This is a genomic window from Thermomonas paludicola, assembly GCF_024498955.1.
Taxonomy (GTDB): Bacteria; Pseudomonadota; Gammaproteobacteria; order Xanthomonadales; family Xanthomonadaceae; genus Thermomonas; species Thermomonas paludicola.
This window is the reverse complement of the sequence record NZ_CP093311.1, coordinates 147999-165266: the sequence shown is the minus strand read 5'-3', so window position 1 is coordinate 165266 and position 17268 is coordinate 147999. Positions and strand designations below refer to the sequence as shown.

Annotated in this window: 9 protein-coding genes; 5 read left to right on the top strand and 4 right to left on the bottom strand. The window is 67.6% G+C overall.

Going from position 1 to position 17268, the window contains the following annotated elements:
- Window positions 1-61: 61 nt before the first annotated feature.
- A complete protein-coding gene (gene acs, locus LIW09_RS00710; protein ID WP_256646082.1) occupies window positions 62-2005 on the bottom strand; it encodes an acetate--CoA ligase in 1944 nt (647 codons plus the stop codon).
- Between the two features lie 212 nt (window positions 2006-2217).
- On the opposite strand from acs, the gene LIW09_RS00705 reads away from it, so the two are divergent.
- A complete protein-coding gene (locus LIW09_RS00705) occupies window positions 2218-3327 on the top strand; it encodes an HD-GYP domain-containing protein (protein WP_256646081.1) in 1110 nt (369 codons plus the stop codon).
- Between the two features lie 59 nt (window positions 3328-3386).
- Here the strand turns inward: LIW09_RS00705 and LIW09_RS00700 are convergent, their stop codons facing one another.
- Window positions 3387-6116 (bottom strand): autotransporter family protein, encoded by a 2730-nt coding sequence (locus LIW09_RS00700; protein ID WP_256646080.1) that lies wholly within the window; start codon window positions 6114-6116, stop codon window positions 3387-3389.
- A 362-nt stretch (window positions 6117-6478) separates the two neighbouring features.
- Here LIW09_RS00700 and LIW09_RS00695 point away from each other — a divergent pair, with 362 nt between their 5' ends.
- The 4 genes from LIW09_RS00695 to LIW09_RS00680 all read left to right on the top strand — a co-directional run bounded on the left by LIW09_RS00695 (window position 6479) and on the right by LIW09_RS00680 (window position 13786).
- Complete coding sequence (locus LIW09_RS00695; protein ID WP_256646079.1) at window positions 6479-8593, top strand: M13 family metallopeptidase; 2115 nt, start codon at window positions 6479-6481, stop codon at window positions 8591-8593.
- A gap of 61 nt (window positions 8594-8654) precedes the next feature.
- Entirely contained in the window at window positions 8655-10544 is a 1890-nt protein-coding gene (mnmG, locus tag LIW09_RS00690) for a tRNA uridine-5-carboxymethylaminomethyl(34) synthesis enzyme MnmG (protein ID WP_256646078.1), read from the top strand.
- A gap of 253 nt (window positions 10545-10797) precedes the next feature.
- On the top strand, window positions 10798-12066 hold the full coding sequence (locus LIW09_RS00685; RefSeq protein ID WP_256646077.1) for a sialidase family protein: 1269 nt from the start codon (window positions 10798-10800) through the stop codon (window positions 12064-12066).
- A 58-nt stretch (window positions 12067-12124) separates the two neighbouring features.
- Window positions 12125-13786, top strand: a complete 1662-nt coding sequence (locus LIW09_RS00680) for a hypothetical protein (protein WP_256646076.1) — start codon at window positions 12125-12127, stop codon at window positions 13784-13786.
- A 36-nt stretch (window positions 13787-13822) separates the two neighbouring features.
- On the opposite strand, the gene LIW09_RS00675 is transcribed toward LIW09_RS00680, so the two are convergent.
- Window positions 13823-16693 carry a serine/threonine-protein kinase gene (locus LIW09_RS00675; RefSeq protein ID WP_256646075.1) on the bottom strand — a complete coding sequence of 957 codons (2871 nt, stop codon included), beginning with the start codon at window positions 16691-16693 and terminating at the stop codon, window positions 13823-13825.
- Window positions 16690-17253, bottom strand: coding sequence for an ECF-type sigma factor (locus LIW09_RS00670; protein WP_256646074.1), 564 nt, complete (start codon window positions 17251-17253; stop codon window positions 16690-16692). Before LIW09_RS00670 ends, LIW09_RS00675 begins: the two co-directional genes overlap by 4 nt.
- Between the last annotated feature and the right edge of the window lie 15 nt (window positions 17254-17268).

Genomic DNA, 17268 nt, shown 5'->3' with positions numbered 1-17268 from the left:
CGGCGCGCCCATCGTCATGGGAAGCGACAGGCCGCATACAGCCTGCCGCGCACAGACGACGTCACGCGTCGCGGCGGTTCTTCACCAATGACTCCACCACCGACGGATCGGCCAGGGTGGTGGTGTCGCCCAGCTGGTCCGGCGCATTTTCGGCCACCTTGCGCAGGATGCGGCGCATGATCTTGCCGCTGCGGGTCTTGGGCAGGCCCGGCGCCCACTGCAGGAAGTCGGGCGTGGCGATCGGGCCGATCTCCTTGCGCACCCAGGCCACCAGCTCCTTGCGCAGCTCCTCGGTTTCCTGCTCGCCGGCCACCAGCGTCACGTAGGCGTAGATGCCCTGGCCCTTGAGGTCGTGCGGGAAGCCCACCACCGCGGCCTCGGCCACCTTCGGGTGCAGCACCAGCGCGCTTTCCACCTCGGCGGTGCCGATGCGGTGGCCGGAGACGTTGATGACGTCATCGACGCGGCCGGTGATCCAGTAGTAGCCGTCGGCGTCGCGGCGGCAGCCGTCGCCGGTGAAGTACATGCCCGGATAGGTCTTGAAGTAGGTGTCGATGAAGCGCTGGTGGTCGCCGTACACCGAGCGCATCTGCCCCGGCCACGAATCCAGCAGCACCAGGTTGCCTTCGGCCGCGCCTTCCAGCCGGTTGCCTTCGGCATCCACCAGCGCCGGCTGCACGCCCGGCAGCGGCTTGCTGGCCGAGCCGGGCTTGAGATCGGTGGCGCCGGGGATCGGGGTGATCAGCATGCCGCCGGTCTCGGTCTGCCACCAGGTGTCCACCACCGGGCAGCGGGAATCGCCGATGTTTTCAAAGTACCAGCGCCAGGCTTCCGGGTTGATCGGTTCGCCCACGCTGCCGAGCACGCGCAGCGACTTGCGCGAAGTCTTCTTCACCGGCTCCAGCCCCTCGCGCATCAGCGCGCGGATGGCGGTGGGCGCGGTGTAGAAGATCGTCACCTGGTGCTTGTCGATGACTTCCCAGAAGCGCGAGAAGTCCGGGTAGCTGGGCACGCCTTCGAACAGCACCTCGGTGCAGCCGTTGGCCAGCGGGCCGTAGACGATGTAGCTGTGGCCGGTCACCCAGCCGACGTCGGCGGTGCACCAGAACACGTCGTCGGGCTTGAGGTCGAAGGTGACGTCGTGGGTGTAGGCGGCCCACAGCAGGTAGCCGCCGGTGGTGTGCAGCACGCCCTTCGGCTTGCCGGTGCTGCCGGAGGTGTAGAGGATGAACAGCGGGTCTTCCGCGTTCATGCGCTCCGGCTCGCAGGTGGCCGGCTGGCTGTCCACCACGGCGTCGTACCAGCGGTCGCGCGGCATCTGCATGTCCACCGCGCCACCGGTGTGGCGCACCACCAGCACGGTCTCCACCGAGTTGGTGCCGGGCAGCTTGAGCGCGGCGTCCACGTTGGCCTTCAGCGGCACCTTGCGGCCGCCGCGCAGGCCTTCGTCGGCGGTGATGATGAGCTTGCTGGTGCAGTCCGCCACGCGGTCGGCGATGGAATTGGGCGCGAAGCCACCGAACACCACCATGTGGATCGCACCGATGCGCGCGCAGGCCAGCATGGCGATGGCCGCTTCCGGGATCATCGGCAGGTAGAGGGTGACGCGGTCGCCCTTGCCCACGCCGAGGTTGCGCAGCGCGTTGGCCAGCTTGCACACGCGCGCGTGCAGCTCGCGGTAGGTGAGCTTCTGCACCGGCGCGTCCGGGCTGTCGGGCTCGAAGATCAGCGCGACCTTGTCGCCGTGCTGGTCCAGGTGGCGGTCCAGGCAGTTCACGCTGGCGTTGAGCTCGCCATCGGCGAACCAGCGGATGCGGAAGTCGCGCAGGTCGTAGCTGACGTCCTTGAAGACGGTGGGCGCCTTGTACCAGTCGAGGCGCTTCGCCATGTCGCCCCAGAAGGCATCGGGATCGTTCAGGGCCTGCGCATACGCGCGCTCGTAGGCGGCGCGGTCGATGTTCGCCTGCGCCGCGAAGCCTGCCTCCACCGGATAGACATCACTCATCTGCACTCTCCCTGTCACCTTGCGGCCATGCCGCTTGCCGCCAGTGTGCCGCATCCCCGCGCGGCTGGCAGCAGCGGGTTGAACATCGGCCCACCCCGCTGCGGCGGGAGTGCGCGCAGCGCGCAAGCCGGTGCGCGGCTTGCCGCAATCGGCAGGATTCTGCGTTATTGTGAAATTCGTGGATGCCATGAGCGGGAAGGGCGCAACCGACGATGAATGACGACACGCTCGGCCTGAAGATCAGCGGCATTCACGAGCAGATCCAGCACCATGTCGGAAACGTTGGTCGCATTGGCGTGGCCCTCTACGATGCCGACAGTGACCTGCTCAACACGTTCGTGCACACGGGCGACGGCCCTGCTCCGCTGGAGCGCTACCAGGCCCGTCTGTCGGACGTGCCCTCGCTGAAAGCACTGCACGAGAGCCACATCAGTCGAACCATCGACGACTTGAGCACGCTGTCCGATTCCCCCAGCGAGCACACCAGACGCATCCTCGATGCCGGCTACCGCTCCAGCTACACCTGCCCGCTGTATGCCCACGAACAGTTGCTGGGCTTCCTGTTTTTCGACTCGCGGCAACCTGCCCATTTCCGGCAAGACGTCACCCTGCAGCTGGACAACTATGCCCAGCTGATTGCAGCCCTGATTGCCCATGACCTGTCCAGCGCGCGCGCGCTGCGCAGTGCGGTGGCGCTGGCGCGTGAACTCGGCCGCCATCGCGATGAAGAAACCGCCGGCCACGTGACCCGGGTCGCCCACTACACGCGCAGCATCTCGGCCGCGCTGGGCCCGGACTGCGGCCTGTCCGATGAGGACAGCGAATTCCTGTTCCAGTTCGCCGGCTTGCACGATATCGGCAAGATCGCGATCCCGGACCACATCCTGCTCAAGGCCGGCAAGCTGACCCCGGAGGAATACGTCATCGCGCAAACGCATGTGCAAAAAGGCAGCGAGATGATCGAAGTGATGATGCGCGAGTTCGGCCTGGCCAGCGAACGCTCCGCACAGATGCTGCGCGCGGTGATCGGCTGCCACCACGAGCACTGGGACGGCAGTGGTTATCCAAACCAGCTGCAGGGCACCGGCATTCCTCTGGCAGGGCGGATCGTGGCGGTGGCCGACGTATTCGACGCGCTGACCAATCCGCGCCCCTACAAGCGCGCCTGGTCGCTGGACGCGGGCATGGACTACCTGCGCGCCCACGCCGGCAGCCAGTTCGACCCGCAGTGCGTTGCCGCCGCCGAACGCTGCTTCGAGGGCTGGCGGGCGATCCATGCACGTTTCAATGAACAGGCCACCAACCCGGAGGCGGTGGCCTGACAGTCCGCGGCTGACCTCGCCATCGGGCATCCGTGCCCGGTGGCGAGGCGTGCCTGGCCTCAGAGCGCGACGGACACCGTCACCGAACCCGTGTTCGACGACAGTTCGCCGTTGCGCAAACCACGGTATTCCAGGCGCAGCTGGGTCTTCGGCGCCAGCCGGACATTCAATGCCGCACCGAAGTCATAGCCATTGTCATCCAGCGCATCGCTGGCCACGCGCCAGCTGGCATTGCCCAGGCGCACCGCGCGCGAGGCCGTGCTGTCGCCATCGATCTGGTGCAGCCAGTTGGCAAACAGCAAGCCCTGGACGTTGCCGCCGCGGCCGAACTCGGCTTCGGCACCCAGCTTGGCATGCGAGGTCTTCCAGGTTTCCTCTGGCAGGACCAGCGCCTGGTTCGGGTCGGTGGACGTTTCGTTCACCGCCTTGCCCTTGGTATTGCTGAAGAACAGGCCCGCCACCGGGCGGATCACGGTCTTGTCGCTGAGGGGGAAGTCATACCGCGCCTCGAACGCGCCATACAGGGTGTCCAGGCCATAGGATGCCTGCGCCAGGTTGTAGCCGGTCAGCAACGCGGTGACGCGCTTGGTATCGGTATCGGCATTGGCCCAGCCCACGGTGCCGCTCAGGTTGAGCGCACCGAAGTCATGCGCGGCATACACGAACAGCGAGTTTTCGTGCGACTTGGCATTGCTGCCGATGTCCGAATCCAGCGTCGTGCCCGCGTAGCCGAGGCCCACGCCGAGGCGGGTGCTGTCGTTGTTGATGATATGCAGGCCGGCCAGCACCCCGTAGCGGTCGGCGTTGAAGCCATAGGCCGCCGGGGTTTCACCCGCATTGCTGTATTGCGCGGTCAGGCGCGTCCACAGCGCGGGGCCATTGCGATCATCGTCACACGCCGCATCGCGCTTGCCGTCGCCCGCTTCCTGAGTGCCGCGCGCCGCCGGGCACTGCTGGTCGATGCGTCCACGCGCCGACTCCAGCACCGCGGTTCCGGTTTCGCGTGCGAAGTTGTTCGCCATCAGCAGGTTGTGGGCATGGATTTCACCCGAGATCTGCTGGAAGGCCAGGCCGTACATCTGCGAGGTCATGCCGTACAGGCCGTTGAACAGCGACTGCAGGTTGCCATTGCGCGCGCCGGCGGTGGGACGCACGGCGTCCAGGCCTGCCGCAGCGGCGATGCCGTCGAGCTTCCAGCCATCGCCCATGCCCTGGGTGGCGAAGCTGGCCGGGGTCAGCACCAGCTGCACGTTCTTCGGGTTGTACAGGACATCGAAGCGGCGATTGGCAGGCATGCCTGCGGTCGGCTGCAGCACCGAGGCGAATTGCCCGGTCACGCTGTCGGCGGTCACCACGGTGAAGAAGTCGCCCAGCACCGGGGTGAACGTGTTGTTGCCGCCTGGAATGCCGCGCAGGATCGGGCTGATGGTGCCGCCGGCGACGAAGCCGGCGCTGCCGCCGCTCAACGCCAGACGGTCATACGACCCCGCACCGCCGGTTGGGCTGTAGGTGCGGCCGTCGATGTCCAGCGCAAAAGTCGAACCCGTGTTCAGGGTGACGTTGCCGCCAGTGACCTTCAGCGTGCCGATCGCCGCGCCCGGGTTCAGCACGCCGCCGCTGTTGACATTGATGGGCGCGATCACCGTGCCGCTGCCGATCAGGGTGCCGCCGCTGTTGACGTTCACCGCATGGTTGGACAGCGCGCCGGCGATGTCCAGGGTGCCGGCGTTGACGTCGAAGTCGCCGTTGATGGTGCTGATCGCCGACAGGGTCAGCGTGCCCAGGCCGATCTTGGTCATTCCGCCCACGCCGGTGAAGGCGCCGGAGAACACGATAGTGTTGCCGTTGGTATCCACCGTGCCGCCCTGGCTTTGCACGGTGAACGCGTTGGCCACCGGGCCCACGGTGGTGGCATCCACCTGCAGGGTGCCGCCAACGAAATTCGGGTTGACTTCATCGTTCGCCAGCTCAACCGTGGTGTAGAACGGCTTGGCGAGGTCGATGTCCGGCTTGCCGCCGATCGGGATCAGGATGTCGCTACCCTGCACCACGTCGGTGTTCGGGTCGAAGTCCACGTCACCGTTGGGCGTGGGCACTTCGTCACCAAACCCATCCACGTAGATGTAACCGGTATGGCCACCGTACATGCAGTCCACGGCAACGAACACCATGTCGTAATCGTGGCCGGCGGTGACGTCGATGTCCTCGACCTTCCAGTCGGTGGTCACGTAGCCGTTGACGTCGCGGAACAGGGTGGTGTTCTGCGCGGTGTAGGCGCTGTAGGCGATGTTGGTGACCACCAGGCCGGTGGTCTTGTCCACCACCTTGATGATGAACGAGGGACTGTCTTCGGCCCCATGCGAGGGCTCCAGCACCGCGTTCCACGCGTAGTAAATCTTGGAGGCGCCATAATTGGTGACCGACTGCATCAGCGCGGTCAGGTCGTAGTTGTTGCCCTGGTCGTTGAGCCGCAGCGAATGATTGCCGGCAAACACGGTCGGCGCGCCGGTGATGGAATCAAAGGTACCGGCGTTCATGATCGTCGCCAGCGTTGCCGGGCCGCTGCAGAAGGTTTCATCGGCCGGCCAGCCGCCGTACCACTTGCCGCCGCAGGTGGTCCAGCCGCTGGTATCGCCGGTTTCGAAGCCCGGGTTGGTGATAGTACCCACCGACTGCGCGAACGCCGGCGCGGCAACGGCGGCGAGCAGTGCCAGCGCCAATGCGCTGCGACGCGGCGTCAACCGCCGGCCGCGCACGGAATGACGCGTGTTCTTGGTAATGCTGGACATGTTTTTGACCCTTTCGTGGAGTTGAAACGAAACCCGGCGCTCCGATTCACGGAACGCCCGGCAGATAAAAGGTGATCCCCATCACACTATTTTTCGTATTTCGTAACATTTTGCAATAGCCTAGATGAATCGTGCCTTGTCATCGCCCGCGTGCCCATCCCTCGTTTGTGGGGGGCAGCAGCGGGGATGTCGCGTTCGCCCGGTCCTGCTTCGGCCATACGGCCTATCGCGCAAGTCACTGCTGCGCGGCGGCTCAATGCAGCCTGCGCAGCCAATTCCAGGCCAGGTTCGCCTGACTTCCTGCACTTGCTGCGGCGGCGAATGGGTGCAGGATGTGCGCACCAAATCCTCGGGAACCCTGCATGAACTCCACCCGCTTTCACCGCACCCCTCTGGTCTTGGCCGTGACCTGCGCCCTTGCCGGTCTTTCACTGACCGCCTGCAAACCAAAGGACGAGGCAGCATCCGCGCCGGTCGCGGCGGCCGCGCCCGCAGCCGCTCCCACGATGGGCATCGACCTGGCCGGCATCGACAAGTCGGTGGCGCCGGGCGACGATTTCTATGCCTATGCCAATGGCGTCTGGCAGAAGACCACCGCGATTCCCGCCGACCGCGCCAGCACCGGCGTGTTCTATACCGTGTTCGAGAAGGCGGAAAAGCGCCTGTCGGACCTGGTGCAGTCGCTGCAGAAGACCCATCCGGCCGCCGGCAGCAACGAGCGCAAGATCGCGGACTATTACGCGGCCTACATGGATGAAGCCGGCATCGAGGCGCACGCGCTGGCGCCGCTGCAGGCCCGGCTGGATGCAGTGAATGCGATTGCCGATGGCGCCTCGCTGTCGCGCTATCTGGGCAGCACCCTGCGCGCCGATGTCGATCCCGTCAACGCCACCAACTACTACACCGAACACCTGCTGGGCCTGTTCGTGGCCGCCGGCCTGGACACGCCGGACAAGAACGTGGGTTACCTGTTGCAAGGCGGCCTGGGCATGCCGGACCGCGAGTACTACCTGTCCGCCGACAAGGACATGGCCGCCAATCGCGCCGCCTACAAGGCCTACATCGCCGCGATCCTCAAGCAGGCCGGCAGCGCCGACGCCGACAAGCAGGCGCAGGCCATCTTCGACTTGGAAACCAAAATCGCCACCGCGCAGGCCAGCGTGGTGGACACCCAGGACATCCACAAGGCCAACAATCCGTGGCCGACCGCCGACTTCGGCAAGCAGGCACCCGGCATCGACTGGCCGGCGTTTTTCGACGCCGCGAACCTGACTGGCCAGCAAACGCTGGTGGTGTGGCAGCCTGATGCCATCAAGAAGCTCTCGGCGCTGGTGGCCAGCCAGCCGCTGGCGACGTGGAAGGATTACCTGCGCTTCCACACGCTCAACCAGAGCGCCTCGCTGTTGCCCAAGGCCTACGCCGACCTTCGCTTCGGCTTCTACGGCACCCAGCTGTCCGGCACCACCCAGCAGCGCGATCGCTGGAAGCGCGCGCTGGCTGCCACCGACGGCGCGCTGGGCGACGCCATCGGCCAGCTGTACGTGAAGCAATACTTTCCGGCCAGCTCCAAGGCGCAGGTCGAGGCGATGGTGAACAACATCCTCGCCGCGTTCCGCGACGGCGTGGACAAGCTGACATGGATGACCCCGGAAACCAAGAAACTGGCCAAGCAGAAGGCCGAGACCATGCTGGTGGGCGTGGGCTATCCGGACAGCTGGCGCGATTATTCATCGCTGGAGGTGAAGGCCGACGATCCGCTTGGCAATGCGCTGCGCGCAGGTGAAGCCGAGTACCGCCATCAGCTGGCCAAGCTGGGCAAGGCACCGGACCGCAAGGAATGGTGGATGACGCCGCAAACGGTGAACGCGGTGAACCTGCCGCTGCAGAACGCGATGAATTTCCCCGCTGCCATCCTGGAAGCGCCGTTCTTCGACCCCAAGGCCGACGACGCCGCCAACTACGGCGCCATCGGTGCGGTGATCGGCCACGAGATCAGCCACGGCTTCGACAACCTCGGCGCGGAGTTCGATGCCCAGGGCCGCCTGCACAACTGGTGGACGCCGGAAGATGCCGCCCATTTCAAGGCTGCCGCCGACAAGTTGGTTGCCCAGTACAACGGCTACGAGGCGTTGCCGGGCCTGCACATCAACGGCCAGCAGACGCTAGGCGAAAACATCGCCGACGTGTCCGGCTTGCAGGCTGCCTACGTGGCGTATCACAAGTCGCTGGGCGGCAAGCCGGCGCCGGTGATCGACGGCCTGTCCGGCGATGAACGCTTCTTCCTCGCCTTCGCCCAGGCCTGGCGCAGCAAGATGCGCGACGCCGCCCTGCGCTCGCAGGTGGTCGGCAACGAGCACGCACCCGGCCAATGGCGCGCACTGACCGTGCGCAACATCGATGCGTGGTACGACACCTTCGGCGTCAAGGACGGGCAGAAGCTGTACCTGAAGCCGCAGGATCGGGTGCGCATCTGGTAAGCCAGGCGCCTTCCCGCCACCACGACGCCCGGCACTGCCGGGCGTTTAAAATGGCAGCGCCATGAGTGAATCCTTTTACAACTTTGATGTCATCGTCGTGGGCGGCGGGCATGCGGGCACCGAAGCCGCGCTGGCGTCGGCACGCGTCGGTGCGCGCACGTTGCTGCTGACCCACAACATCGAAACCGTGGGCGCGATGAGCTGCAATCCGGCCATCGGCGGGATCGGCAAGGGCCATCTGGTCAAGGAGATCGACGCGCTGGGCGGGATCATGGCGCAGGCCGCCGACGCCGCCGGCATCCAGTGGCGCGTGCTCAATGCATCGAAGGGGCCGGCGGTGCGCGCCACCCGCTGCCAGGCCGACCGCGCGCTGTACCGCAGCTTCATCCGCCGCGCGGTGGAAACCCAGCCCAACCTCACCGTGTTCCAGGCAGCGGTCGATGACCTGGTCATCGAAGACGACGCCGTGCGCGGCGCGATCACCAATACCGGCCTGCGCTTCCACGCGCCGGCGGTGGTGCTGACCGCCGGTACCTTCCTCGCCGGCAAGATCCACATCGGCGAAACCCAGTACGCCGCCGGGCGCATGGGCGATCCGCCGTCCACCGCGCTGGCGCACACGCTGCGCGAAGGCCGCTTCGTGGTGGACCGGCTGAAGACCGGTACGCCGCCGCGCATCGACGGCCGCACGCTGGATTATTCGGTGATGATCGAGCAGCCCGGCGACGACCCGCGCCCGGTTATGTCGTTCATGGGCAGCCATGAAGACCAGCCTGCGCAGGTCAGCTGCTGGATCACCGACACCTGCGAGCGCACCCACCAGATCATCCGCGACGCGCTGCACCGCAGCCCGCTGTACTCGGGCCAGATCGAAGGCATCGGCCCGCGCTACTGCCCGAGCATCGAGGACAAGGTGGTGCGCTTCGCCGAGAAGGCCAGCCACCAGATCTTCGTCGAACCGGAAGGATTGAGCGTCAGCGAGATCTATCCGAACGGCATTTCCACCTCGCTGCCGTTCGACGTGCAGCTGGCGCTGGTGCGCAGCATCCGCGGCTTCGAGCAGGCGCACATCACCCGCCCCGGCTACGCCATCGAATACGATTTCTTCGATCCGCGCGGGCTGAAGGCGTCGCTGGAAACCAAGGCGGTGGCGGGGCTGTTCTTCGCCGGCCAGATCAACGGCACCACCGGTTACGAAGAAGCGGCTGCGCAGGGGCTGCTGGCCGGCGTGAACGCAGCGCGCCTGGGTCGCCAGCAGGAGGCCTGCACCCTGCGTCGCGACCAGGCGTACCTGGGCGTGCTGGTCGATGATCTGATCACCCACGGCACCAGCGAGCCGTATCGCATGTTCACCAGCCGCGCCGAATACCGGCTGCAATTGCGCGAGGACAATGCCGATGCGCGGCTCACGCCGGTGGGCCGGGAGCTCGGGCTGGTGGACGAGGCGCGCTGGCAGCGCTTCAGCCGCAAGCGCGAGGCGGTCGAAGCCGAGACCGCGCGCCTCTCCGCGCTGTGGGCGGCGCCGAACAATGCGCTGGGCGCGGCCATCGCCCGCCACATCGGCGTGGACGTCAGCCGCGAAAGCAATGCGCTGGATCTCCTGCGCAGGCCGGAGCTGGACTACGCCGCGCTGATGCGGGTGCCCGAACTGGGTCCCGCCGTCGCCGATGCCAAGGTGGCCGAGCAGGTGGAGATTGGAACCAAATACGCCGGCTACCTGCAGCGCCAGCACGATGAAATAGCACGCCAGCGCCGCCACGAGGCCACCGCGATCCCCGAGGCGTTCGACTACCCCGGCGTGCGCGGGTTGTCGGCCGAGGTGCTGCAAAAACTGCAGCGCGTGCGCCCGCAGACCGTTGGCCAGGCGCAGCGCATCCCCGGCGTGACCCCGGCCGCGATCTCGCTGCTGCTGGTGCATCTGGAGCGGGCGCGGCGCGAACGCGCGGCCTGACACTTTTCCGTCTGCCGGTCATGCGGGTCAGCCGGCCCCGCCGCGATTTCCGTTCTCCCCGCTGTGCAATGCGACTGAGTTCGCCCTCGGCCATTTCCCCTCTCCCCGCTGTGCGGGGAGAAGGGCATCAGGTGGCGATGCGACCCCCTGAGCCTGTCTCAATTTTCCTTCTCCCCCGTGCAACGGGGAGAAGGGAAACAGGCCGCATCTGCGATGCGGAGAAGGAACCCATCGCCCGGCGTATCCTTCGCCCATGAACACACGCACTGCACTCGCCTTCGCCCTCGCTTGCTCGCTGCCGTTGCTGGCGGCCTGCAAGCGCGACACCGCTCCCGCGCAGTCCGGCAACGGCCCCGGCGCCATGCAGACCTGGGTGCTGCCCGCGGAAGCCGGGTCGATGGCGCCGGACCTGGTGCTGGCGCCGGGTGAGCGGGTGCTGCTGAGCTGGATCAACCGCCGCCCCGGTCGCCGCAACGCACTGCAGTTCGCGTCCTACTCCGAACAGGCCGGTTGGCAGAGCCAGCCGCGCACCATTGCCGTGGGCAATTCGCTGATCGTCAATGCCGCCGATACGCCGCACCTGCTGGCCACGCCCGACGGCGCGCTGTGGGCGCAGTGGCTGCAGCGCCAACCTGAGGATGCCGGCGGCTATGACCTGGTGCTGGCGCGCTCGCGCGATGGCGGCATGGCCTGGACCCAGATCACCCGCGTCAACGACGACGCCCGCCCGGTGGAACACGGCTTCGCCGCGCTGTGGCCGGCCAGCGCGGATGCGCTGGGTATCGCCTGGCTGGACGGCCGCGCGCAGGGCGTCGGCGAGGCGCACGGGCCGGATGGTCACAGCGCCGCCAGCGGCGCCATGCAGCTGCGCGCCAACCGCTTCGACATGAGCCTGAATCGCGGCGCAGATGGGCTGGTCGATGCGCGCAGCTGTGATTGCTGCCAGACCGCCGTGGCCATGACCGCGCGCGGCCCGCTGCTGGCGTACCGCGACCGTGGCGATGACGACGTCCGCGACATCGCGGTGACGCGGCTCGAAAACGGCGCGTGGACCGCGCCCAAGGCCGTCCACGCGGATGGCTGGAAAATCGATGCCTGCCCGGTGGCCGGTCCGGCGCTGGCCGCATCCGGCGACACCGCGGTGGTGGCCTGGTACAGCGAAGCCGGCGGCACGCCGACGCTGCGGCTGGCCCGCAGTCCGAATTCCGGTGATCGCTTCTTCGATCCGGTCACGGTGGACAGCGGCGCCGCCGTGCTGGGCCGTGCCGCGGTGGGGATCGACGCCGGCCAGGTGTGGGTGGCGTGGCTGCGCGAGGACTCGCAGGGGCAGGCGCTGATGCTGGCGCGCTACCCGCTGGATCTGTCGAAGCCGCTGCAGAAGACCCAGGTCGCGAAACTGGGCGCGCGCGGCCTGGCCAGCGGCTACCCGAAGCTGGCGGTGGATGCCGGCGGTGCCTGGCTGGTGTGGACCGACGTGGCCGCGGGCATATCCAGCCTCCGTGGGGCACGCGTGGCGCGCTGAGCTGTCCGGTTGCGGGTCTGATTTTCGCTATGCATGGATGATCCCCAGAGGAATCGCCATGCGCCCGCTGCCCGCCCTGCTCGCCCTGTCGCTGCTGCTGGTCGCCTGCGGACAGGCGCCGGACAAGGATTCGCTGCCGCCGGTCGCACCTGGCGGGGGTGCGACCAACCACGTGCCGAGCCGGGCACAAATGCAGGCGTTTCTCGCCGAAGGCCCCGATCCCACCCTGCGCAAGGTGGCGGTTGCCGATTACTGGCTGCACTACAAACTGATGCAGGGCAGCGGCATCGAGCGGGCGCTTGGAGGCGAGACGCAGGCGATTGCCGCGCTGCAGGCGCTGGGCGATGCCTACGAGCGCAAGCTGCGCGGTGCCGAGGCGGACATGCCGAAGCTGGTGCCGGCCGCATTCACCGGCGAGGGTATGGCCAGTGGATACATCGGCATGAGCATGGCCGGGTTCGCCGGCATGATGATGAACGGCGTCGCAGCGAGCGCGCTCAGCGGCATGTCCGATGAACGCCTGTCGGAGCTGGCGGCGAAGGGGCCGCTCAGGTTCGACGGCAAGGGCGGCAGCGCTGAAATACAGGTCAGCAAGGACGGCTCGATCTCGCAGTCGGTGGAGTACGAGGTCAACGAGAGCGGGCTCAACGGAAAAGTGGCGATCAAGACGCAGATGACTGCCTGCCCGGACCAGGAGGGCAGGGTCGAGGTGGCGATGGAGGTGGACTCGCGGATGAGCGTCAGCAGCAAACCCGGGACCGGTGGCTCCATCCATTCGAGTTTCAAGTACGAGCGCTTCCTGGACGACGATGCACGCCTGATGCAGGGCGATGACGGGGCCGCCATCGAAGCGCGCATCAAGATGACCGGCAGCGAGAATTTCGAAAGCCAGAGCGTTGACATCACGTTCGGTCGCACGCGCGGCGGCGAGCAAATCTTCGAGAACCATGGGGAACAGGGCATGAGCATCTTCCGGCCCGGCGAAGTGGAGAACACCAGGCGATTGCTGCAAGCATCCGCGGAGCTGCAGGCGCTGCTTTCCGAAATCATGTTGCGCGGCATCGGCAACCCAAACGGTGCGCCGTGGGAAAGCGGCCGTTGCGTCAAGCTGGATGTAACCAGCAGCCCGTCCAAGCGCCGGGGCATCCGTCCGAACACGGCGTTCGACCTCGAAGCCCGGCCGCGCACAACCGCCGACGGCCGGCCGGCCGGTGGCACGGTGATCGCGGTGCTGAGTGGCGGGGCCAGCCTGCAACCTGCCAGCGGCAAGGTGGCGGCTGATGCGCGGTATGGCTATGCCGGCCCCGACAAGAAAAACGAAGAAGCGAGCATCGCGTTCGAGGCGCGCAGCAAGCGTGGCGTGGGCCGCGCCACGCTGGAGTTCGACACCAGGGCGGTGCGGGCCTACGCCGCGGAAGGCGGACTCGACGAGTTCCACGGCACTGGCACCATCTGCGACCTGGGGCAGCCGTTCACCATCAGTGGCAGCGGCAACACGGTGACATTCACCCCGTCCAGCGAACGCGGCGGCTCGTACTCCTACCAGGGCAACATGAGCGGCATCGGGGTCTCCGGCAGCGGCACCTACACTGCAACCGCCGATGAACATGGCGGCACCATCACCGGCACCGGCAATGGCTGCGTGCAAACGCCAATGGGCACACGCTGCAGCGACGGCACCGAGCAATACACGCTGACCCCGATCGATCCCTGCCAGTAGCCGGCAGCGCGCACTGGCTTCACGCGTCGGTTCAGGTCAACGGATGTCGAGCTGGCGCGCCAGCAGTTCGAACTTGCCGCGGTTGACGTGCCCAGGCAGGAAAGCCGTCCGCAAGCGGGGTATCGCCAGCGCCAGCAGGCGCCGCGCGGTGGCCCGATCGCCGGTCGCCGCCAGCATCATCGCCAGTTCGGCGCGCACCACCGCGATGTCGACGTCGTTCTTCGCCGCCTCCGCGCGTGCCAGTGCGTCGCGCTGTGCTTGCAGGGCATGCATGGCATCGCCCTGCAAGCTGGCGAAGCTGGCTTCGTCCCGCAGGAATTCGGTGAACACGGGATGCCCGGGAGGCACGAACTTCGCGATGCGGGCGCGCACCTCGGCCAACAGCGGAAGGCCCCGCGCAACATCCTTCGTCATCACCGCGGTGCGCAGCAGCTGCCAGGTCACGTCCATGTACTCGACGGAATCCACGCCGTCCAGCGCGCGCGCGCGTTCCTGCAGTCGCAGCAGGCGTTGGCGCGCTTCGGCCGTGCGGCCGGCACGGGCCAGCGCCAGCGCGTACCACTTCTCCGAACGACGGCGTTCGATGTGATCGGGTTCGATGCCGGCCTGCTCGAAGATCGCCAGGCTGCGCTCGTGGGCGGCCAGCGACTTCGGATAGTCTCCGTAGTCGCGGTAGAGGTAGCCGATGTTGTACTGGGTGATGGCCTGGTCGATCGGCCGGGCGCCGGCTGCGCGGGACAAGGCCGCGGATTTCTCGTGCGCTTCCAGCGCTTCGCCCAATTGGCCAGACGTCTGCAACACGGTGCCAAGGGTCGAGTAGTACTCACCCAGCTGCACACCGCTTCGTCCGATCGCCTTTTCGTGGATGGCGATGGCGTCGTGCAGGCGCGCCTTCGCCTCGCCTGCGGTGAGCTTGCTGGTCGCGTAGCCGTTCGCCGCGTGCATCCACAGCAGGTCGGCACGCGCCGGGGCGAGTGCGGGCAATCCGGCACGGTCGCCCGCGACGATCCCGGCATCGGCCACTTGCAGGCCGCGCGCATACTCACCGCAGTTGAACAGCATGCGCGAATACATGACTGCCGCCTGCGCAGCTTCCGCCGCCTGCTCGGGCCGCAGGTTGCCGGTAGCGGCCAACGCCTGCTTCCACTGCGCATCGCCCCGCTTGCAGTCGGCCAGGCTGGTGTAGGCCACTGCCAGTTGACGTTCGCCGAGGAATTGCTGGTAGAGGTCGCCGCCTGCGAACTGCCGACGCAACGCCATCGCGCGTTGCGCTGTGGCAAGGCTTTCCTTGCCGCGCTCGAGGGTGGCCAGCACCCCCGCATAGCCGTCCAGGTCCATCGCCAGTGCAAGCGCCTCCTCGCGGTTGGTGGGCCTGGCGCCGCGCAGTCCGGTTTCGAACAGGCCTGCGGAGATGGTGGCTTCGCCCAGTGCGCCGTACAGGTTGCCGAGCAGGCGCTGGATCGAACCTCGCGTACCCGGCTGCAGGTGTTTTTTGTCCAGTTGCGCGCGGGCCTTGTCCAGCAGCTGGCGAACGCTCACATCGGTGCTCATCGCCTGGCCTGGCGCGGCCGCGGCCAGCGTATCGGTGAGGAAGGCCAGTGCCGCGCGGGCGTTCTCGCTCTCGCGCTGGGCGATGCGGGCCTGGTCGCGCGCTTCACTGGCCTGCCACAGCGCCACCGCGGTGCCCGCCAGCAGGGCGAGGGCGACCGCGGCCGCAGCCACCGCCAGCAGGCGGTTGCGCCGCAGCCACAGGCGCGCACGGTGCCGGCGAGACAGCGGCACCGCGGCGATCGGGCGATCGTCCAGCCAGGCGCGCAGGTCACTGGCAAGGGCATCGGCCGAGGCATATCGCTGTTCGGGATCGCGGCGCAGGCATGCCTGCACGATGGCCGCGAGGTTGCCGCGCAGCGCGCGCGACAACCCGTCCGGCGTCAGCCCGCCGCGCAGCGCAGCCTGCTGGGGCGAAGCCTGTGCGGCGGCACGGGTCAATGGTTCCGGCTCGCGTTCGAGCTGCTGCAGCTGGTTGGCCACCGGGGTGTCGCGGGTAAGCCCGAATGGATGCGCGCCCGACAGCAGCCGGTGCAGGACCACCCCGAGTTGCCAGAGGTCGGTGGCGGTGGTGATGGGCGCGTCGTGCAGCTGTTCCGGACTGGCGTACTCGAAGGTCAATGCGCGGTCGTGGGTGGCGGTCTCGTCGGTGCCCTGCAGCTGCTTGGCGATGCCGAAGTCCAGCAGCTTGACCTGGCCTTCGCCCTCGACCAGCAGGTTGGATGGCTTGAGGTCGCGGTGCACCACCAGGTTGCGGTGCGCATAGCGCACAGCCTCCAGCACCTGCAGGAACAGCACAACGCGCGCGCGCAAGGAAAGCCGGCGCGCGTCGCACCAGCGGTCGATCGGCTCGCCTTCGATCAGCTCCATCGCGAACCAGGGCTCGGCCGCGGGGGTGATGCCGCCGTCGAGCAGGCTGGCGATGTTGGGATGGCGCAGCTGCGCGAGGATCTGGCGTTCGCGCAGGAAGCGTTCGCGCGCCAGTTGTGAATCGGCGCTGGCCCGTATCACCTTGAGCGCGGCCTGCTGACAGTAGGCGCCATCGCTGCGTTCCGCCGCGTACACCGTGCCCATGCCGCCGCGGCCGATGATCCGGAGCACAGTCCATGCGCCGATCTTGCGGCCGAGCAGGACATCGCCGTCGGTGGCGTCGGCAGCGAGGGCCGCGCCCCAGTGCGGGGCACCGGCGAAGGGTTCGGTGGCGTCCGCATCCGCGGCCAGCAGCGCCCGCACCTGCGCGAGCAGCGCCGCGTCATCCCCGCACAGTGCCAGCAGTCGCTGTTCCCGGGTGTCGCCATCAAGCTCGGCAACTTCATCGAACATGGCCAGCGCACGCTGGCGGCGGGCCGTGTCGCTCACGCCTGCATCTCCGCCAACAGGAAGGCGCGCGCCTTGCGCCAGTCGCGGCGCAGCGTGCGGTCGCTGATGCCCAGCATGTCCGCGATCTCGGTTTCGGAATAGCCGCCGAAGTAGCGCAACTCCACGATCTGCGCGGCGCGCTTGTCGAGCCTGTGCAAGGAAGACAGCAGTTCGTCCAGCGCGAGCACCTCGACCGCTGCAGTCTCGCCGTTGCCCAGCGCGGCGCCCAGCGTCAACGCCTCCTGGCCGCCGCCGCGCTTTTCCGCCTTGCGCGCGCGCGCGTCGTCCACCAGCACCTGGCGCATGGCCCGCGCCGACAGTGCGAGCAGGTGGTTGCGGTCCACCGCGGCAAGCTGCGCGCCACCGGCCAGCTTCATGTAGGCCTCGTGCACCAGCGCGGTGGTCTGGAAGGCGTCGTGCATGCGCCGCAGCTGCTGGCGAGCGGCGCGCTTCAGCTCGTCGTACAACGCCGAATAGGCGGCACCCAGCGCCGCATCGTCGCCGGCGCGCGCGCGCGCCAGCAGCATGGTGACTTCGGGCGATTGGGTGGCCGATGGCAAGCGTCTTCCCCACGC